The following is a 20,904-nucleotide window of genomic DNA, read 5'->3' as shown; positions in this document are numbered from 1 at the left end:
GAAGCTTTGATGATTATCAGGTCTGGGGCGCTAAGGCCTGTAACGCGAGATTTTTAAACGCGGTGAGCTGGGAGCAGACGGCTTCGTAACGTCCCTGTTCCTGCTGCTCCGTTCTGCCGAATTTCCGGTTGATATTGATCTCCTCACGGTTCATTTCATCGTCCGGCTTGCTGACGTTGCGGAATACATACACATCGTCCGTTGAGCGGTACTGGCCGAAGAACACGAGGTTGGACCGGTCCGCCTTGCTTTCGAAGGAATTGATGTCCAGTACCAGGGGCGAAAGGTTCAGGAATTCCAGCGCATCGCCTTTCCATTGCCGCCTTTCCACGTTGTATACGGTGAGGTTTTGTTTGGTGAGCACCACGCCGCTGTTGTCAAGATGTTTGGCCAGCAGGTAATAGTTCACTTCATGGCTGGCATTTGAGTTCATCAGTTTCACCACCTGGTGGTCAAATACGGTGAGCGTATCATGCCTGTATTTGTTGATGCGGATATTCTGAATGCTGGTGAGTGTATAGCGGTGCAGGAATCCGAGTTTTTCAAAAAACGCGGACAGCATGGATTCCGCCCTCAGGCACAGCTCCGGTACTTCTTCTTCTTTGATGATGGCCGGTTTGTTAGGATTGGCGACAGTGAAATAAGTACCGTTGCGGATATAGGTAAGAAATTCGCAGGCTTCTTTGAACGGGAGATTGGCGGGGTCTTCCTCGCGCAGGGTATCCAGTTCGCTCACAAAATAATTCACATCGCCCAGCGAATCGATGTATTTGCGGATGTCGCGGATAAGATTGCTGTAGTTGTATACAGAGCGTTCGTCTATACTGAGTGAAAAGAAGTTTTCCAGCACCTGTGCGATGGGTTCGGGAAACACGTTCACGCGCCCGGTCACTTTCAGTTCCCAGAGCTGCGAGATCATGATGATGCCCATAAATTCGGCCGTAATGTGGAACACACGCCCGATCTGCTCCAGTCTCCTGCGCCCGGGCTGCTTCAGGGCTTCGGAGCCGTATTCGGCGGCAAACAGCGTTTTCAGCTGTATGGCTATGGGGTGGGGGAACACGTCCATGATCGTTTTCTGGAACACGTTATCCTCGATGATCTCCTGTTGTTTACGGGCGTTCAGCTGTTCTGCGGGGAGGTTTTTATCTGCCACCAGGGCGTTGAAGATGGACTGGGTCAACTGAAGGTTGGGCTCATAATTGACGGCGGCCGGTTCAATCGTCACCGGGGGAAGGGGATTGTTGTCTACCGCATCGGCCGTTTTATAGAACAATCCCCAGAATGGTTCACGGGGCACGTCGCCCGGTATGTGAAGGTCCCGGTGAAGGGCTTCGTCCGCGCCCAGGGCTGCCGCCGTGGCTACCTGCGCTGCCGCCAGCGCGGCCGTGAAAGCACTCCGGATGCTCATCCTTTTCTGTACGAGATTTTTGAACAGTTCTACACCGAAGATCCCGGCGGAGCTGTCTTCTATCGGGCAGTTGGTAGCGATCACAGCGGGGGCGCCCAGTGCCAGGAGCTTGTCCACCTGTTTGGCGGTGCTGCAGCCGTTCAGGATCACGAGTTTCAGATTGCCACTGTCTATACTGGGCTTCAGCTGGTAAGCGATGCCAACGCCGTTGGCTTCCTGGTCGTTGAACAAAAGGGAGACCTGCCCGGCGTGCCCGCCGTAATGAAAGATGCCTATTTCATTTCCATAAGCGCCAAAAGCGTTGTTCATATTGGCGATGGTTGCGTAAGATTCGCGGTGTACATTGAAATTGCCGCGTCTGTTGGCTATCAGGATGCCGTGGATACCTTCGTCTTCAGCCGTTATGGATTTTAAAGGCTTATCCGTGCTATTCGCAAAGGATATAATAATAGTTTTCATGACTAGATGCTTCGGGGTAAAATAATTCCTGTGCGCGTGTTATAACCGGTTCTTACCGGAACTTTTGGAGTAAACAATTAATTGTAATTTACGATTTTTACAGGAATTTGTAATTTTATTTGTCTGAGCCTCAATAAAGTAGTAGGTTTGGTACGATCCCAAAAGTTCACAACGTTAGAAAGGACAAACGTAACCCCGTAGTTTCGCATTAAAATATTAGCTGATATGCAAGAACGTAAGTTTTATGCCGCTTTTGTGGGCATAAATGCGTATTCCCAGGGCGCGCTGAGCGGATGCATACATGACGTGCTGAAAGTGGACCTGCTGTTCCGCGAACAGGTAGCCCAGCAGCCGGGTATGAAATATCTCCCGGCCTACTACCTGGCCCCCAACACGGCGGATGAACGGCAGATAGCTGCTTACCGCGAAGAGCAGAAGATATCGCTGCCATATGAAGCTCCCACTTTCGCCAATATCACCGGCAAACTGTTCTCTCATTTTGAAAAAGCCGGGGAGGAGGACATCTGTGTGCTCTTTTACAGCGGCCACGGTTCCCAGACCGATGCGCCGGAAGAATTTCACTACAACAATCCCGGGCGCAAACTGGAAACGCTGGTATGTGTGGACAGCCGCACTACCGCCCGCGACCTCATCGATAAAGAACTGGGTTACCTTATCTGGAAAGCCTTTTCACCCATCAAGGCGCATTGCCTCATCATCATGGATTGTTGCCATTCGGGCAACAATACCCGTTCGCTCATGAACGAAGACGATGTGCAATTCCGCTTCCAGCCTTCAGCGCGCAACAAAGTGCCGTTTAAGGATTTTATCGGCTATGGGGATAAAGACTTTTATACGCTGGAGGACGGGCATTTAAAAACCGCCATCCCGCGATATGTACACCTGGCCTCCTGCCGGAACGATGAAAAGGCGCAGGAATCCATGCGGGGAGGACTGTTCACCGGCAAACTCGCGGAAGTGCTGCGTGCCGGGGGCACCGCTGCCAGCTACCGCGACCTTGTACAGCGGCTGGCCATCACTGTCAGCAGCCGCGCGGACCGTCAGCATCCCGTAGCGTTTTCGTTTAACGATGCGGACCTGGACCAGCAATTCCTTTCTTCCAAGATACAGCCTTACATACCTTTGTTTGAAGTACGGTATAACGAAGTGGACCAGGTGTGGAAAGCGTACGGTGGTGAATTGCACGGCAGGGCCGTTGGCGATGTGATGTGGGTGAAGGATAAGGAAAAGACGGCGGAAGCAGAAGTTACGGCTGTTTATCCCCTGTATTCCATCATCAGCCTGGAGGGTTTCGATACAGAAAGCCTGGATGTACGGGCCTCCGTCCTCAAAGCAAAACGCACGTTCATGATCGTGGAAAGCACGGAGGACAAGGAGCTGGAAAACGATTATAGAGCCGGTAAATTTCCTTTCCTGCAATTATCATTCAAACCGGGTACGCCCGGCGCGCAGTACAAAGTGAGGCGCCTGGCGGACAAACAATACGTACTCACGGATTACAACGGCGTATTGCCGTTGTTCCGGAGAGAGCCGGAAGCTGTGGTATTCCTTGAAAAGATGAACACCATTGCGAACTGGCGTTCGGCAAAGGAATTGAAACACCTGGATACGGTGCTTACAAAAGACCAGTTCGTTTTTGAATGGAAAGCGGTGGAGGGGCAGGTGGCCAATGATAATGCCACCGGCGAAAAAGTAGAAGAAGACAATATCCGTTTACATTACAAAGATGGAAAATACCCCGCTTTCCGGCTGCATATCACGTTAAAACCGGGTGCGCCGGTGGAGCGTTGTTTCGTGAAGGCGTTGTATCTCGGCAGCAAATACGCCATTTACACGGACCTGATCCGAAACGATAAACCCGCGCTGTTGCCCGGCGAGGGCCTGGACCTTGAATATGCGGTGAACGGAAAAATGTCCGCCACCATACCTGTCAGCATCGACCCCGCTTATAAAAACTACCAGGTCACCGAAGTGACGGATTACCTGAAGATCATCGTGTCCACCCGGGAATTTGACGCGGACCAATACAAACAGAACGGGCTGGAGCTGGACCTTGCACCCCAGAGGGCCGCGCTTACCAGGGACCTGGGCGGTGAAGCGGATACGCCCGCGGACGATCAGCCTTACTGGTCGGTCTTTACGTTCCCGGTCACCTGTGTGGCGGAAAGCAATGAACAGCAGTTGCCCGATGGCGGTGTAGCGGACTTTGGCGCGTTCACCGTCACCGCGCCAAAAGGTTTTTCCGCAAAAGCGACAGCTATCACTGAAACGAATACACGAAGTATGACAGATGTGCCGTCACCGGACATTTGGGGAGAAGAAGAAACAGGCAATGCACTGAGCGGCAGCATAGCCGCCATCGAATTGCAGACGGACCAGGTGCTGGAGCCAGGCGCTCCGCTGGTGATACAGCAAACACTCCCCAGGGCCGCATTACGGTCATTGGACGGCGCGGATAAAGAAGAAGTGATCGTGCCATTCGGGTTTGATCATGAACTGCAATTGTATGTGCCGCTCGGATACGCAGATGATGAAGGGAATATCTACGTGGAGAAACTGCCCGCTTCGCCGGTTACGTCGCGCAGCCTGGTATCTGCTGTGAAGTTGTATTTCAAAAAAGTGTTCCGTCCCAAACAGGCAAATACACTGGCCATTTATGCTTTTAAAGACGGCAGATGGACGGAGGCGGACAAGCTGGAACCTTCCGCCAAAGCCACTCTACTGTTGCACGGCATTATCGGCGATACGAAGTATATGAAAGAAGTATTCATGGCGCAGGATTCCCCGCCTGATTATATTATCACGTACGATTACGAAAATCTTTCCACAGAAGTATCCGCTACAGCCGCCCTGCTGGACAAGGCACTGAAAGACGCGGGTATGGGCCGGCCCGGCATGCCGGAGCTGACCATCGTGGCGCATTCCATGGGGGGACTGGTAGCCCGCTGGCTCACAGAAAAAGTTAAGGATACCGGTTACATCAAAAAACTTATCCTCGTAGGCTCTCCCTGCTCCGGCTCCGAAATGGCCGGGCTGAGCGGCTCCGCCACCGGTCTGCTTACCCAGGCGCTGAACATTACCGGCCCTGTCAAATACGCGATCACCGGCCTCGCTTACCTGCTTAAACACCTGAAACTATACCCGGGCACCACGCTCAAAGAGCTCAGCCCCGGCTCGAAACTATTGCAGGACCTCGCTCTTTCGCCCATGCATCCCGGCGTGGATTATCATATCATTGCGGGTAATACCGCGTTGCTGGAAAACTACTCCGGCGATGACGTGTTCCTGCGCAAAATTGCCATGGCCGTAAAAGAGAAGATCGTGTACCCCGGGCTGTCCTTTGCCCTGTACGACAAAGAGGCTAACGACATGGCCGTGACGCTCAAAAGTATGTTTGCCATTCCCGCGCTGGACAAAGGCAAACAGGTGCAGGAAGTAGCGAGCAATCACCTGTCGTATTTCCGCGAGCCCGCCAGCATGATGGCGTTAATGAACCTGATTCACCACCCCTAAAACCCCGAAATATGTCTAAAGGTTATTCCCTTCACATAGGGCTGAATAAACTCGATACTGAGCACTATCCCGGAGTACCTGTACTGAAAGCAGCGGTGAACGACGCCGTTTTCTGGGAATCCTACGCCCGCAAAACGGGTTACGAATCACAATCCCTGCACGATGCCTCCGCCACGGACAAGGCTGTGCTGGATGCGCTGCACGGCTTTGCCGAAAAGCTGGAGCCGGGGGACATCCTGCTGCTTACCTATGCAGGTCATGGCAGTCATGTAAGAAATGAAAAGGCGGACGGGTTTGATGACGAAAGAGAAGACCAGACCTGGTGCCTCTACAACCGCGAGCTGCTGGACGATGAACTGTTTGAAGCCTTCCGGGCTTTCCGGGAAGGCACGCGCATCCTGGTAGTGTCCGACAGTTGCCACTCAGGCACCATCGTAAGGGCATTGCCCGATGAAACGGACCTGAGCGCGATGCTGGAATCAGGGCTGAACAAAAGCGCGGAGACGAGAGGGATGCGTTCCCGCAAACTGCCGCTGGAAGCAGAGCAGGATATTATGGCCCGTTTTGGCGAAAAAGTTTACGAGCCCATTCAGAAAAAATACCGCAAAACCAAGCAGGCCTCCAATGTAAAAGCCGCGGTGAAACTGATGGCCGCCTGCCAGGACGATCAGACCACTTACGACGGCGAAGCCAACGGCATATTCACCGAAGCATTTATCCACCTGTTCGATCAGCCGTCTATGCAGAAAGCCACCGCGGAAACGCTGATAGATGAAATACGGGAAAAATATTATTTCCCCCGGCCCAACTTTTTCCAGTACGGCGGCATCATTCCCGCCTTCGATACGGCATTTCCCTTCACCATTCATATCCCCGATGCGGACAAAGTGAAAGGCTCCCGCTCGCCGAACCTGCGGCCGGTGCCCATTCAGCGGAATATCTCGCTGGAAGAACAATGGGACAATGTAAAAGTGAAAAAGAACGCACAACTATTGATAGAATTTGAAGAGAAACCGGATGCGGACCTCACGGGCGGAAAGGACATTGAAGTGCTGGAGCAGGACGGCAACACGATATTGGTAGAACTGAAAAATACGCCCCACGAGCACGCCTGGAGCGCAGCCCACGCCCTGCACCAGGAATTGGTGGCAAAGGGCTGGAAAGCGACCGTAGAGCCCGTGCTGAGCGTAAATCCATCACAGGATAAAAGAGCCACGCGCGAAGGAGATGCGAACAACCCGGACTTTATCCGCGAATGGCCGCCGGCGCATCCTGAAGGCAGGATCGGCTGGCACCTGGACGATGACCACTCCCAGCTGAAAAAAGCCAGTGAAGCCGTAAGCGCCAAAGCGGGCGCGCACGTCCGCATTGCACACCTGGACACCGGGTATATTGCCGGCCACCCGGCGCTGCCCGAAAAGCTGGATGCGGCCAGGCAACGCAGTTTCGTCAAAAAAGAAGACCCTTCACAGGCGATAGACAAACCTGATACCGGGCAGGATGGCCATGGCCTCGGTACGATGGTACTGCTGGCGGGCAACAAAGTAACGCTGGGGGATACGTTTGAAGAATACGAAGGGTTTATCGGCGGCGCGCCCATCGCGGAGGTAGTACCAATGCGTATTTCGGAGTCCGTGGTGATCATGAACGACAAAAACTTCAGCGAGGCGCTTTCCTACGCCATCGAAACCGGCTGCGAGGTAGTGACCATGAGCATGGCGGGCAAACCCAGCAACCGGATGGCAAGGGCCGTGAACCAGGCTTACGAAGCGGGCATCGTGATCGTATCGGCGGCCAGTAACTGCTGGTACAAAGGCACGGGCAACCTGCTGCCGAAATGCGTAATGTTCCCTGCAGCGTTTGAGCGGGTGATAGCCGCTACAGGCGCTATGTACAACCACAAACCTTACGATGTGGACTTTTTGCAGCCTGGCAGTGAGCGCGCCATCAGCACACAATACATGCAGGGCTCCTGGGGGCCGGCTTCCCGCATGACGCGGGCGCTGGCGGCCTACACGCCCAATACGCCCTGGGCTTCTACCAAACACAAATTCCTGCGCAGCGGCGGCGGCACCTCTTCCGCCACGCCACAGGTAGCGGCCGCGGCGGCGCTGTATATCGCTTTCCACCGCGAGGAGATGGAAAAAAAAGGATATTATGAGGAAGGCCGCAAATGGCTGAAAGTGGAAGCAGTGCGCCATGCACTTTATACAGCGGCAGCAAAAGATAACCTGTTCCCTGAATGGCAAAAATATTACGGCAACGGAATCCTGAAAGCCTGGGACGCGTTGCAGGTGCCGGTGGCGGATGAAAGTACGCTTACCAAATCACCTTCCGCCGAAAGCACGTTGTTCGGCGTGGTGGAAACGATCGGTTCGTTCTTTAAACGCCGCAAGTTGTTCCGCAGCGCCGAACCTAAGCCGGAGCCGGAAGCGCTGGCGATGGAACTACTGCACCTGCTGCAAACGGACCCGCAGTTTTTCCCGCTGTTCTCCGAACTGGACCTCACAGACCCCGCCGCTGTGGAAGCGGAAGTGAGCAAACCGGAATTCCGCGACAAGGTGCTGAAATCGCCTTATGCCTCCGAATACCTGAAAGAAGCGATGATCGCCTGATGTATGGGCAAAACGGCCGTGCTGACATAAGGTTGTCAATACAGGGGCGTATTTTCAGGGAAATAGTATTGAATGACACCCATAGACGAATATTTTCATTACAAGGAGGAGCCGGTAAAAAGTATCCTCCAATCCATGCGGGAGCATATCCTGGCGCTGGGCCCGGACATTGCCGAAGCCTGGAGATACAGGATGCCCTTTTTGCTGTTTTAAGGGGAAAAGGTTCTGTTACCTCTGGGTGCACCAGGACAGCCAGCGGCCTTACGTTGGTTTCGTGGAAGGACGGCAGATGGAGCACCCGAAGCTGGTACAGGAAGGCCGTGCCCGTATGAAGATATTTTTCCTGGAGGAACCCTTGCCGCTGGCGGACCTTGATAAGCTATTGCTGCAGGGGCTGCAGCTGGCGGGGGCGAAACTGCCTTGAGCGGCTAACCAGGATCATGGTAGAACCTGACGCAGGTCAGTTCCGGGGGAGACAGACAGGCCGATCTTTGTGGTCTTCTAAGCAATTTTAGTGTTTTCATAAGATAAGGTTAGTACAAGCGCCGGGGATTCTTCTACGGCGCTTTTCTTATTTTTGTTATACTTTTATGACGTTGACAACCAATATCCTTGAGGGTAAGCAGTATATGAATACACCGCTTGTTCCGCCGAATGAAAAAGAACGGCTCGCTGCGCTTCACAGCTACCATATCCTGGACACATTCCGGGAAGAAGAATATAACAAACTCACCGAGCTGGCATCCCATATTTGCGGAATGCCGATGTCCCTCGTTACCCTGATCGACGAAGGCCGGGCATGGGTAAAAGCTTCCAGGGGGATCGACGTAAAGGAAACGCCCCGGGAGGAATCCATTTGCAGGTACACCATCCTGGGGAAAGATCTGCTGGAAATACAGGATGCATCCAAAGATCAACGCGTGGCGCAGCTGGAAGGCGTAAAAGGGGAAGAACATATCCGTTTTTATGCCGGGTACCCGCTGATAGACAGGAACGGCTTTGCGCTGGGCGCCCTCTGCGTCTGTGACCGGAAGCCGAACCAGCTCAACCGTGAGCAGCGCGAGGCCCTGAAGCTCATAGCCGAAACAGTCGTAACGCTCATTACCGAAAGACGTAAAAACCAGGAGCTGGACCATTTCGAAAAACTCTTCGACCTTTCCAACGACCTGATCTGTATAGCCGGCATGGACGGGTTCTTTAAACGCGTGAACCCCGCATTCAGCCGCGTATTGGGCTGGAGCGAGCAGGAAATGCTGAGCGAGCCCGTTATCAATCATATTCACCCGGACGACCAGCAGGCCGCCAGGGAGAGCATTAGCCGGCTTGCCACGGGTTCAGGCACGGTGAATTTCACCCGCCGCATCCGCACAAAAGACGGCGGTTACCGCGTGATCCAATGGGTAGCCAATCCGGAACCCGCCAGCGGTCACATTTTCGCCATCGGGCGGGATATTACCGAAGAAAGGAAACAGGAAGAACTGCTGGAAAAAAGCCAGCAGAGGCTCAGTGCCTTTTTTGAGCACAGCCAGGGGCTTATGAGCACCCACGACCTGGAAGGCAATTTCCTGTCCGTGAACATCGCCGGCGCAAGCCTGCTGGGCTATGCCACCGGGGAAATGAAGCATATGAACCTCCGGGACATCATGCCCCCCAGCCATCACCCGGAATTTGAAAAATACCTCGAAAATATAAGGGAAAACGGCCGCGCCTCCGGGCAAATGACCACCATTCACCGGAATGGTTCCCGCCGTATCTGGATGTACAACAATATCCTTGAACAGGGCCTGAGCGAAGAGCCTTTTATTATCGCAAACGCCATAGACATCACAGACCGTTACCTCCTCGAAAAAGACCTGGCGCGTACTACGGAAATGCTTGAGCAGACGAACCAAGTGGCCCGCGTAGGCGGCTGGGTGGCGGAAATGGCCAAGGAAAAGATATACTGGACCCATGTAACCAAAGAGCTGCACGGCGTGCCCGCCTCGTACGAGCCAGACCTTCAGTCCGCCGTGGGTTTCTTCAAAAAAGGCGAAAGCCAGACCGCCGTGATGCGCGCCATCAACCGCGCCATGCGCACCGGCGAGGGCTGGGACATGGAAGTACAGATCATTACCCGCCAGGGTGAAGAACGCTGGGTGCGTACGCAGGGCCATGCCGAGCTTGAAGACGGTGTGTGCAAACGCCTTTATGGTTCTTACCAGGACATCAATGAAAAAAAACTTGCCCAGCTGGAAGTAGCCAACTCCCGCAGGCTACTGCAGGACGTGATGCAGTCCGCCTCCGAAGTGAGCATGATCGCCACGGACAAAAACGGCATGATCACCCTGTTCAATAAAGGTGCGGAACGGCTGCTGGGTTACACCGCCGAAGAAATGATAGGGAAACAGTCCGCCGCCGTCGTGCACGACGAATTTGAAATGGAAGAACGGGCGAAGGAACTATCGCTGGAGATAGGAGAGGAGATCAACGCGATGCGCGCGTTTGTGTACAGGACGGAAAAAGAAGGTTCCGAACAGCGGGAATGGATCTATGTGAAAAAAGACGGCTCCCGCTGCATTGTGTCGCTGGTAATAACGCCTATCCGTGATTTCCGGAACAATATTGTGGGTTATCTCGGTATTGCAACGGACATCACTAAACGAAAACGGATGGAGCAGGCCCTCATCGCGGCCAAACAGCAGGCGGAGCAGGTAAGCAACGCCAAAACAGAATTCCTGGCCAACATGAGCCACGAAATACGCACGCCGCTGAACGGTATCATCGGGTTTACAGACCTGGTGATGAAAACAGGCCTGGACGATACGCAAAAACAATACGTGACCATCGTACACCAGTCCGCCAATGTGCTGCTCAGTATCATCAACGATATTCTTGACCTTTCCAAAATAGAAGCCGGTAAACTGGATCTGCATATCGAGCGGTCGGACCTGTTCGCGACTGGCCGCGAAGCGATGGACATTGTATCTTTCCAGGCAACAAACAAAGGCCTGGAGGCCGTACTCGAAATACCGGAGGACTTGCCGCGCTTTATATTTTCGGATGCGCTCCGCCTGAAACAGGTACTGGTGAACCTTTTGGGGAATGCCGTGAAGTTTACCGAAAAAGGTTCCGTAAAACTCCGGATCACCGCGCTCACCGATCCCAAAGAAGATGAGATCACATTTAAGTTCGAGGTGCGTGATACGGGGATCGGCATCAGGGCGGATAAACAGGAAAAGATATTCGAAGCTTTTGCGCAGGAAGATGCGTCCACTACCAAACGTTACGGCGGCACCGGTATCGGGCTGGCCATCTCCAACAAGATACTGGCGCTGATGGGCAGCAAACTTCAGCTGATCAGCTATTCCGGCTCCGGCAGCATATTTTATTTTTACCTCAAACTACAGGCGGATCATAATACCGAAGCGGAACTTGCCGCGCCGGCCAAAGCGCTCAGCGAAGATGAATCGCGCCGGCTGCGGGAAACAAAAGCAAGCATCCTGGTAGTGGAAGACAATACGGTGAACATGTTGCTGACCAAAACCATCATACACAAACTGATGCCGCAGGCCGCCATCATCGAAGCGGCCAACGGGCTGGACGCCGTGAAGATCTGCCGCCACCGGATGCCGGACATCATCCTGATGGACATCCAGATACCGGAGCTGAACGGTTATGAGGCCACTTTTAAAATCAGGGCGATGGAGCGGAACAGCCGTGTGCCCATCATTGCGCTGACGGCCGGAAACATCAGCGGCGAAAGAGAAAAATCGATCGCGGCGGGCATGGATGATTTCCTTTCGAAGCCCATTGTTGAAACCTCTTTGTCTGAAAAACTGCGCAAATGGCTGATCGGGGATGATGTGCAGCCACTGCAGGAAATGGAGGCGAAAACGGACATGTCGAAACATTTTGATGAAAACATCCTGAAGGAATATCTCGGTGAGGATAATGTGGGCAGAGAAATCCTGGCGCTGATCCGCTCGGAGCTGCAAAAGTCCGTGGAGGCCATGGAGCAGTTTGCAAAAGAAGAAAACCTGAAGGGGCTCAACGCGATGGGGCATAAACTACGCGGGACCACGTCCAGCACTGGCCTGGGAGAGCTGGGCCGCCTCGCTCTCGAATTTGATCATATGAAAACATTTGAGCCGGAAAAGGTGCAGGCACTGCTGGAGGAAACTTCAGCGGAAGTATCGCTGGTGATGGGGCTCCTTCAGCAGAAAATAGATAAGTCCGCGTAGGCTTATAGTTTTTCATAATCTGTCACGGACATCGTGAATTTGATCTCGCCATTCATCCGTATCCCCTGGTTTTTCCAGCCTTTCCGGAGATAAAACTTTTCCGCCCTTGTGCCGGGCGCGGTACCCAGGCGGAGGGTGTCTTCAAAAAAATCAAAATACCATTCCAGCATCGCGTCGTGCAGGCGGCGGCCAATACCCCGGCCTTCCGCATCAGGGAGTACAAATAAGGCCCAGACCTCGTGCGCGCGGGTGTTCACAACAGCGAAACCGATGATCTCGCCGTTTTCTTCAAACAACCAGCCTTTGCCGTCCGTGGTCAGGTAGCGGATATAATCATCCGTAGTCACCAGCCCGGGATTGCGGAGCGCATTTTCGCGCACGGCCATACGAACGGTGTGGAGAGCGGGAATATCGTCTATGGTGGCTTCACGCAGGGACATTGTATGAAATTTTACACAAAATTAGGACTTCGGCCCACGCAATCAATGTTAATTATGTGCGATAAACAGTGGGCATCTGAGGTGTTTTTGTATGGTGTCCGCCATACTGCTGCGGAACCAGCGGCTGACGGTGCTCCGCTGGTAAGCGCCCAGCACGATCAGCGTGGCTTCTCCTTCCTGCCGTAAGCGGTCCAGTATGGCAGCTTCCGGCTCTCCGTTCAGTACGGTGTAAAGCGCGTTCGGATTATGCCTTTTCATAAATTCTTTCATCAGTTTATTTTCCGGCAGATGCAGGTCTTCTTCTTTTACGGTGATCACTTCCGCGGGCAGTTTATTCACACCCGGCAGCGTGCCGGTGAACATTTTGATGGCGAATACGGAAGACGGCGCGCCGTCGTACAGCATCACAACCCTTTCCAGCGGTTTGTATTCCTGCGGAGTGATCAGCACGGGGCATTGTACGCCGCCCAGCAGGTCGCGGATGAAGCGGGTGGGCGGGGTTTCGGTAAAACGGGTGAAGGTTTCATCGGCGGAGATCACCAGCAGGTCTGCATAAATACTTTCGCGCATGAGGTCCGGGAGGGCGAAGGATTTATCACGATGCACGGCGTGGTTCACGCCCGCTTCACGGCAGTAAAACTCAAATTCTTTTACGGCGATGTTCCGTTGCTGCTGGTCTTTTTCGGAAAGTTCTTTGAGGTTATTTTTGTGTATCGCTTCCTCCATGCTGAAACTGTTGCGTGTAAAATCATCCAGGAAAACGCCCACCAGGTGCGCGCCTTCGCTTTTGGTAAGGTCAATGGCGGTTTTGATACTGGTGAGCGAGAGTTTAAGGCCGTCCAGGGCGACAATGATCTTTTTCATGCTGTAAAGTTCGGAGGTTTGGAGGAACGGGGGAATGAGGAGGATCAACGGCCGTGTTGATCGTGGTCAGCCCGTTCCTATAATGAAACAGCCGGAGGCGGGGTTCTGTTCATTCCATGAAATCAATCGTACCACAAAAAACACCTTCCGGTATACATATGCCGGTACAAAGGGCTGTACCAGGGTAAAATGCAAAAGCCTGTCTCAAATTGAAACAGGCTCTTACGTTTGCGATGATATCTTTATTTCAATTTTTTCGCTTTCACCCCTTCCACGGTGATCTCTACGGATTTTATCAGGCCCTGCCCATCAAATTCCATTTTTTCTATACACACTTCACGGCTGTTCGCATCCGTTTCGGTCAGCGGGCGGCGGTGATACACAATATACCAGCTTTCTTCGCCCGGCACTTTTATCACGGAGTGATGGCCGGCGCCTTTTGCAATGGCGGGATTCTGCTGCAGTATCTTCCCGATACGTTTAAACGGGCCCATCGGCGAATCGGCAATGGCATAGGCCACACAATAATCAGGCCCCGTCCAGCCGCCTTCGGACCACATAAAATAATATTTACCGCCCTTCTGAAACATAAACGGTCCTTCCACGTATTTATCGGGCGTTATTTCTTTGAACACGGAGCCGTCCGGGAAAGGCTCGAAGCCTGTGAAGTCCTCCTTCAGCCGCGCAATATTACAATGCCGCCAGCCGCCATAGATCAGGTAATACTGGCCGTTGCTGTCGTGGAATACAAACTGGTCGATGGGTTGTGCGCCATTATGAAATTTATCGATCAAAGGTTTGCCAAGATGGTCTTTAAAGGGCCCTTGCGGATGGTCCGCCACCGCCACGCCGATGCCGCCCGGCTGCTGATCGTTCTGGATATCGTTTGCCCCGAAAAAGAGATAATACTTTCCTTTCTTTTCTATCACAGACGGCGCCCACACGGCCCTTTTGGCCCAGCGGATGGCATTGGTGTCCAGGATATGCGAATGTTTGGTCCAGGTGACGAGGTCCGGGCTGGAAAAAGCGTCCAGGAACACCTGCTTGTTATAAGGCGCGGAATAGGTAGGGTAGATCCAGTACTGTTTTCCGAAGATGATCCCTTCCGGGTCCGCATACCAGCCGGGAAACACCGGGTTGCCCGCCTTTTTTTCCTGCGCTGAGACATGAATGGTCAAAATAGCCATTGCGGCCATACAAATAAGTCGCTTCATACGGGGAAATTACAAAAAACAGCTACCGTTCCGCATAATAATTATGGATAAACCCAAACCCCGATATCTGGAATTCACCTTCCCCTTTTGCCACCAGGAAAAGGTCGTGGATGCCAAAAGCGTTCCGCAGCTGGCCGGTGAGTTTGAGGTGGTAGGTGGTATCCGCCGTGTCCGGGATCCTGAGCGTTCCGATCTTTTTACCCTTCGGCCGGTCTATCCTGAACTCCAGCTTCGGCGCATTTTTCCCTTTGATATTGCTGGTGATCATAATCTCGAACCCGATTTCCCCCATACTCAGGTTCACCTGGCGGAAGGCAAGAAATGAACCGTCTTTCATCTGGTATTTTACCGTGTCCGGCGGTGGGGTACGCGAGAGCAACTGACCTCTTGCAGGCAGCGAAAGGAGAAATAAAATAGCTGCCGTTACAGCTAGTGCAAGAGGCCTCATAGGTTAAGGGCGTTCGTATCTTTTAATGGACAGCGGACCGGGTCTTGTGTCCATATCCAGGTTATCAATAATTTACATAAAGATAAATAATAATATTTACTTTGCAGCGCACCTATGGCATTAATAAAAAAACAATTATCTTTCAAACTCAGCTAATAAGAACGAAAGAACGTACTGGCGCTTTGTTCCATACATGAATTTGAGATGAAAGGATTTTTCCTGATTGTTTTCTGTCTGCTGTTTAACGGGGCTTCCACCTATGCGCAATCGCACGGGCTGGTTTTTTCATCTTTTGAAGCGGTGCAGGAAAAAAGGACTTCCCTGGACCTTGGCGGCGGCGTTCCGCTGTGTCTTTCCTCCGGCTTCAGCCTCAGCTTCGATATATCCTTCCTTCCCGGTCAGCCTGCTTATTTCGGGTACGTGTTCCGGCTGATCAACCAGGAGCATCAGAACATCGATCTTTTATACAGCCCTAATACAGGCGCATTTAACCTGGTAGTGGGAGAGCAGCTTTCCGGCATCAGTTTTCATGTGGAGAACCAGGGCCCGCGGCAGCAATGGAACCGGTTCAGGCTTACCCGTGAAGGCGGGGAACTGGCTTTTTATGTGAACGGAAAGCTGTGTGGCAAAACGAACGCAGATCTTAAAGACGATTGTTTTTATATCATATTCGGCGCCTGCAATTACCCGGACTTCCGCAGCACGGACCTGCCGCCCATGCAGGTGCGTAACATCTCGCTTGAAAAAGACGGCCGCCCGGATGCTTACTGGCCTTTGCGCGAAACCGCCGGCAATGTGGCCATGGACAGCCTGCGCGGGCAAAAAGCCATCGTAACGAACGCCACCTGGGCTGCTGCGCTACACCTGCACTGGCAGCCGCGGTACGATGCCGTGATAAAAGGTCATGCCTCCGTGGCGTTTGATGCAGAGCGGGAAGAATTGATCATCGTCGGGAAAGATTCCATTTACCGGTATGCGGAAAAGAGCGGGGCAACCCATGCGGAGCCTGTGAAAGATCCGCGCCATCAACTGCTCCTGGGCAGCCATACTTTCCTGAACCCGGATACGCGCGGGCTCTGGCAGTTTAATATCGATCATTTCTGGGCGGCAGCTTTCCGTGATGGCAGCTGGCAACCGCCTTTTGATTCTATTTATGTCACCGAATACTGGCAGGCGAACCGGTTCTATTCCTCCTCCTCCCGCTCCATATATTTCCTGGGCGGTTACGGCCAGTACCGTTATAAGAACAGGATATCCCGGTATGATTTTAATACAGCGGCCTGGGACAGCATCCGGCCTAACGGGGACAACTACACGCCGCGCTACCTGGCCGCGCTGGGCTCCGTGGGAGACACGGCTTATATCCTCGGCGGCTTTGGCAGTACCACCGGCGAGCAGATGCTGAACCCGCGTTATCTCTACGATATGCTGCGGCTGGATGTGCGTACCGGCGCCGTAAAAAAACTCTTCACACTGGATACCCCGAAAGAACAGTTCGTATTCGGCAATTCCATGGTGATAGATACGGCCGCCAGGTGTTATTACGCCCTCATTTTCCCCAACGACCGCTATGATTCAAGGCTTCAGCTGATCAAGGGTTCGCTGGGCGCACCGGGGTATACGCTGCTGGCAGATACGATCCCTTTTGAATTTAAAGATACCCGGGCGTTTGCCGGCTTGTTTTTTTGCGCTGCCAGCAAACGTTTGCTGGCTGTTACCACTTTTACAAAAGAAAACCGGCACACCCGGGTGAAGATATATTCCATCGCCTTCCCACCGGAACAGCTGCCGGTTACGGGCGTCAAACCCCCGCCTTTCAGGATACCGTGGTGGTATTATATGATAGGACTGATGTTCCTGCTGTTCGCCCTGCTGCTGTCCGTCAGAACAAAGCGGAGAAGGAAAAAACGGAAAGAAGGGGAGCGCCCTCACAGCGCATTCCCCCTTGACCAGGCTACCGTGGCGGAGGGATACCATCATGGGAACAGGAAACCGGCCCATGCGGTGCCGCGGGGAGACGAAGCGGCCGGTAAAAGCTATGAAGGGGGGACGCCTGGCAATCGCCTGAACAGGGAAACCGGGCCGTCCGGAGGCGTGCATCATGGAAACGAGGCCGGCCTGGCCGTGCACCCGGCAACCATACAGCAATTGCCTGAAGGCGTGGCCCCGGGAGGACGGTATGAAACCCACCCGCAGCAGGAAGATATCCAGGCGGCCGGGGAAACACCGCCTGTGTCCTGGATATACCTGTTCGGCAATTTCACCGTAAAAGATGCCGCCGGCCAGGACTTTACCCGCCAGTTCACCCCCCTGCTGAAAGAACTTTTCCTCCTGATCGCCGTGCATACCATCGAAAACGGGCATGGCATTTCGGTGGAAAAACTCAATGAGATACTCTGGAATGATAAGTCGGACAAAGCGGCGAAAAATAACCGCTCCGTAAACATCCTGAAACTCAAGAATATCCTCGAAAAGCTGGGGACCTTTGGCATAAGGAAAGAATCCGGCAACTGGCGGCTGGATATGGACCAGAGCGTATATATCGATCTGCGGGACCTGCACCGGCTGGCGCCGAAGGACTTCAACGGGCTGGATATCCGGGAAATGCTCTATATCGTCATGCGCGGCCCGTTCCTTTACCAGACGGAATACGAGTGGCTGGATGACTTTAAGTCGGAGATCTCCGGCAGGCTGCTGGACCGGCTGTCCAGAGAAGCGGCGGGCGGCCAATGGAACGACGATCCCGAGCTGCTGATCGCTGTTGCAAACTGTATGTTTGTGCTGGACCAGGTGAACGAGCAGGCGCTGGCCATCAAGTGCCGGAGCCTCGTGATGCTGGGGCGGCATTCGCTGGCGAGGCATGCCTATGAGCGTTTTGTAAAAGAATACCGGCATATTTACGGTGAAGAATACCCCCAATCTTTCAATGATATCCTCCATTAACGCATTAATTCTCTTAATGCCGGGAAATTAATGGTTCTGTTAATCGTTTATTATACTCCCTGTTAAGCCCCCGGAATTTACTTTGTGATCTGTTATTTTCCACGAAACGTTTCCACGATGAAAATAGATCACGTTTTACTTTTTATCCCCCCCTGTTCGCATTTTTCAATAAGTCCTTCCGCTCACCATCTCCTTAGCCCGCAAGGCCGGGGTGAAGGCCAAAACACGCCGGAGAACCAGCTTCCCGCACCCGTAGCCGGGGCACAGGCCGCCGCAGCGCCCGGCAAAGAAACAGTTCCCGGTAATGGCAGGGCTGCTTTGAAAGTCAGGCACCAGGCGTTTCCTGTCCCTGGCACGCCAAATCCGCCGGAAATGATGTGGCATACAACCCCTGGGTCCGGTATGGGCGAACGGCCGGTCCCGGCAAAGCATCCTTTCCAGGGGCCGGGCAGTCATCAGCCAGGCATCGCGGGGCAATCTTCCGGCAGCATACGGTTCACCGTGCACAGCCGGCGGATCGCCCGCACATTTACAACCGCAAATCTTCAATGTAATTAACGGATATACCTTATGCTCAAACAAAGCTTAAAATGGACAGGTGTTTTGTTGTTATTCATGCACCAGAGTTTCGGACAGAACTTTCTGCCGTATGTGGACCCAAAGGTCGGAAATGTAGGACAGCTGCTGCAGCCCACCCGTCCCACGGTACAATTGCCCAACCAGGTGATGCGGATGCATCCTATCAGGGCGGATTATATTGACGATCAGATCAAAAGTTTCCCGCTGCTGGTCGTGTCCCACCGCCTCGGCGAAGTATTCGCCGTAAAACCTTACACCGGCGCCACGGCGCCCAGGGCCATGACTTACGACCATGACCTGGAGATCACACGCCCCTGGGTGTACGAAACCTACCTGGTGGACGATGAGATCACCGTAAGATATACGCCCGGCGAAAAGGCCGGCATTTTCCGCTTCAGCTTCCCCGCGGGCAAACCGAAAAACCTGCAATTCAGCGCCTATAACCGCGGTTTCTTTGAATGGAAATGGCTGGACAATAAAACCGTGGCCGCGGTGGAAATCTGGCACGATGATGTGAAAGTGTTCATGTACGGGGAGTTTAACACTGCCGGTACCACTGGTAAGTCGCAGATCAGTTTTACCGCAAACGCACCGGAAACCATTGAATTCAGGTACGCGGTATCTTTCGTGAGCGCGGAGCAGGCGAAGAAAAACTTCGGGAAAGAAGTGGGCAACGGCATCTCCTTCGAAACCCTGGAAAAACAAGGCGAAGCCGCATGGGCCAAAGTGATCAACCAGATACAGGTGAGCGGTGGCACGGAAGCGCAACGCAGATCTTTTTATACTGCCTTGTACCGCTGTTATGAGCGCATGGTGAATATCACGGAAGACGGCGCTTATTATTCCGGCTACGACAAAAAAGTACATACCGGCGCCACCCGCCCGTTTTATGTGGATGACTGGAGCTGGGACACTTATCTTGCCCATCACCCGCTCCGCACTATCCTGAACCCGAAGCAGGAAGAAGACATGCTGCAGTCTTACGTGCACATGTACGAGCAAAGCGGCTGGATGCCTACATTCCCGGTGCTTTTCGGTGATCACGCCTGTATGAACGGCTTCCATTCCTCCGTCACTTTCCTGGACGCGTACCGCAAAGGCCTGCGCAACTTCGATGTGGAAAAAGCATACGAAGGCATGAAAAAAAATGCCACACAAGCCACCATGCTGCCCTGGCGCAACGGCCCGAAAGGCCCGCTGGATGATGTTTATCTCACCAAAGGGTTTTTCCCCGCTTTGCCTAAAGGCGTAAAAGAAACCGATCCGATGGTGCATGGTTTTGAAAAAAGACAGGCGGTGGCGGTAACGCTGGGCGGCGCGTATGACGACTGGGCGCTTTCGCAGCTGGCAGGTGAGTTGAAAAAGACAGGAGACAAAGAGACGTTTACAAAACGCGCATTTAATTACAAAAACCTCTGGCAGCCGCAGGCAAAAATGTTCATGCCCAAAGACGGCGCCGGGGAATGGATCAAAATCGATCCGAAGATCGACGGCGGCATGGGCGGCCGTGAGTTCTACGACGAAAATAACGGCTACACTTACCAATGGCAGGTGCAGCACGACATTGCCGGCCTGCGTGATCTTTTTGGCGGGGCCAAACCGATGGAAGCCGCGCTGGACCAGCTGTACCGCGAAGGGCTCGGCCGCAGCAAATACGAGTTCTGGAGCATATTCCCCGATGCCACCGGTCTTGTAGGACAGTATTCAATGGGCAATGAGCCCAGTTTTCATATTCCTTATCTCTACAACTACACGGGCAGCCCCTGGAAGACGCAGAAGCGGATCCGTTTCCTGCTGGACGTTTGGTTCAAAGACAACATTTTCGGCATCCCCGGCGACGAAGATGGCGGCGGGATGTGCGCCTTTGTGGTCTTCTCTTCCATGGGTTTTTACCCGGTGACGCCCGGTGTGCCGGAATACAGCATCGGCAGCCCGTTGTTTGAAAAAGTAAGCATCCAGCTGTCGGACAACAAACAGTTCACCGTACTGGCGCACCATGCGTCCGTCGTAAACAAATACATTCAAAGCGCGAAGTTCAACGGCCAGCCATTGCTGAAGCCGGTATTTACACACGAGCAACTGGTAAGCGGCGGCACCCTTGAACTGGAGATGGGCCCTAAGCCAAATAAAAGCTGGGGGGCAATGTAACACATCATTCCTTCACCTTTAAAATTTCA

12 protein-coding genes are annotated in these 20,904 nt (G+C 53.3%); 7 read left to right on the top strand and 5 right to left on the bottom strand.

Annotated elements, in window-relative coordinates; all coding sequences use genetic code 11:
- Positions 1–16 precede the first annotated feature (16 nt).
- Positions 17–1,870 (bottom strand): hypothetical protein, encoded by a 1,854-nt coding sequence (locus EG028_RS17245; protein ID WP_120517799.1) that lies wholly within the window; start codon positions 1,868–1,870, stop codon positions 17–19.
- A 225-nt stretch (positions 1,871–2,095) separates the two neighbouring features.
- On the opposite strand from EG028_RS17245, the gene EG028_RS17240 reads away from it, so the two are divergent.
- From EG028_RS17240 to EG028_RS17225, 5 genes are all read left to right on the top strand, one after another.
- Positions 2,096–5,404 carry a caspase family protein gene (locus EG028_RS17240; RefSeq protein WP_120517800.1) on the top strand — a complete coding sequence of 1,103 codons (3,309 nt, stop codon included), beginning with the start codon at positions 2,096–2,098 and terminating at the stop codon, positions 5,402–5,404.
- Between the two features lie 11 nt (positions 5,405–5,415).
- A complete protein-coding gene (locus EG028_RS17235) occupies positions 5,416–8,019 on the top strand; it encodes a S8 family serine peptidase (RefSeq protein ID WP_120517801.1) in 2,604 nt (867 codons plus the stop codon).
- 72 nt (positions 8,020–8,091) lie between these two features.
- On the top strand, positions 8,092–8,232 hold the full coding sequence (locus EG028_RS27745) for a hypothetical protein (RefSeq protein ID WP_162946560.1): 141 nt from the start codon (positions 8,092–8,094) through the stop codon (positions 8,230–8,232).
- Between the two features lie 25 nt (positions 8,233–8,257).
- Positions 8,258–8,443, top strand: coding sequence for a hypothetical protein (locus EG028_RS17230; RefSeq protein WP_120517802.1), 186 nt, complete (start codon positions 8,258–8,260; stop codon positions 8,441–8,443).
- Between the two features lie 205 nt (positions 8,444–8,648).
- Complete coding sequence (locus EG028_RS17225) at positions 8,649–12,239, top strand: PAS domain S-box protein (protein WP_120517914.1); 3,591 nt, start codon at positions 8,649–8,651, stop codon at positions 12,237–12,239.
- A 2-nt stretch (positions 12,240–12,241) separates the two neighbouring features.
- Here the strand turns inward: EG028_RS17225 and EG028_RS17220 are convergent, their stop codons facing one another.
- From EG028_RS17220 to EG028_RS17205, 4 genes are all read right to left on the bottom strand, one after another.
- A complete protein-coding gene (locus EG028_RS17220) occupies positions 12,242–12,679 on the bottom strand; it encodes a GNAT family N-acetyltransferase (protein ID WP_120517803.1) in 438 nt (145 codons plus the stop codon).
- A 48-nt stretch (positions 12,680–12,727) separates the two neighbouring features.
- Entirely contained in the window at positions 12,728–13,543 is an 816-nt protein-coding gene (locus tag EG028_RS17215) for a universal stress protein (RefSeq protein WP_120517915.1), read from the bottom strand.
- Between the two features lie 242 nt (positions 13,544–13,785).
- Complete coding sequence (locus tag EG028_RS17210; RefSeq protein WP_120517804.1) at positions 13,786–14,757, bottom strand: glycoside hydrolase family 43 protein; 972 nt, start codon at positions 14,755–14,757, stop codon at positions 13,786–13,788.
- Positions 14,758–14,779: 22 nt separating this feature from the next.
- The gene (locus EG028_RS17205; RefSeq protein ID WP_120517805.1) at positions 14,780–15,205 is read right to left on the bottom strand and encodes a carbohydrate-binding protein; all 426 of its coding nucleotides are present in this window, start codon (positions 15,203–15,205) and stop codon (positions 14,780–14,782) included.
- Positions 15,206–15,409: 204 nt separating this feature from the next.
- Between EG028_RS17205 and EG028_RS17200 the strand changes: the two genes are divergently transcribed.
- A complete protein-coding gene (locus EG028_RS17200) occupies positions 15,410–18,148 on the top strand; it encodes a hypothetical protein (RefSeq protein ID WP_120517806.1) in 2,739 nt (912 codons plus the stop codon).
- Positions 18,149–18,718: 570 nt separating this feature from the next.
- Positions 18,719–20,875 (top strand): GH92 family glycosyl hydrolase, encoded by a 2,157-nt coding sequence (locus EG028_RS17195; protein WP_120517808.1) that lies wholly within the window; start codon positions 18,719–18,721, stop codon positions 20,873–20,875.
- The last annotated feature ends 29 nt before the right edge of the window (positions 20,876–20,904 follow it).

The organism is Chitinophaga barathri (assembly GCF_003807585.1).
GTDB lineage: Bacteria > Bacteroidota > Bacteroidia > Chitinophagales > Chitinophagaceae > Chitinophaga > Chitinophaga barathri.
This window is presented reverse-complemented; position numbering and strand designations above follow the sequence as displayed.

Coding starts and splice junctions, on each gene's coding strand:
- EG028_RS17245 (WP_120517799.1), bottom strand. CDS start 1,870: ATGAAAACTATTATTATATCCTTTGCGAATAGCACGGATAAGCCTTTA.
- EG028_RS17240 (WP_120517800.1), top strand. CDS start 2,096: ATGCAAGAACGTAAGTTTTATGCCGCTTTTGTGGGCATAAATGCGTAT.
- EG028_RS17235 (WP_120517801.1), top strand. CDS start 5,416: ATGTCTAAAGGTTATTCCCTTCACATAGGGCTGAATAAACTCGATACT.
- EG028_RS27745 (WP_162946560.1), top strand. CDS start 8,092: ATGACACCCATAGACGAATATTTTCATTACAAGGAGGAGCCGGTAAAA.
- EG028_RS17225 (WP_120517914.1), top strand. CDS start 8,649: ATGAATACACCGCTTGTTCCGCCGAATGAAAAAGAACGGCTCGCTGCG.
- EG028_RS17220 (WP_120517803.1), bottom strand. CDS start 12,679: ATGTCCCTGCGTGAAGCCACCATAGACGATATTCCCGCTCTCCACACC.
- EG028_RS17215 (WP_120517915.1), bottom strand. CDS start 13,543: ATGAAAAAGATCATTGTCGCCCTGGACGGCCTTAAACTCTCGCTCACC.
- EG028_RS17210 (WP_120517804.1), bottom strand. CDS start 14,757: ATGAAGCGACTTATTTGTATGGCCGCAATGGCTATTTTGACCATTCAT.
- EG028_RS17205 (WP_120517805.1), bottom strand. CDS start 15,205: ATGAGGCCTCTTGCACTAGCTGTAACGGCAGCTATTTTATTTCTCCTT.
- EG028_RS17200 (WP_120517806.1), top strand. CDS start 15,410: ATGAAAGGATTTTTCCTGATTGTTTTCTGTCTGCTGTTTAACGGGGCT.
- EG028_RS17195 (WP_120517808.1), top strand. CDS start 18,719: ATGCTCAAACAAAGCTTAAAATGGACAGGTGTTTTGTTGTTATTCATG.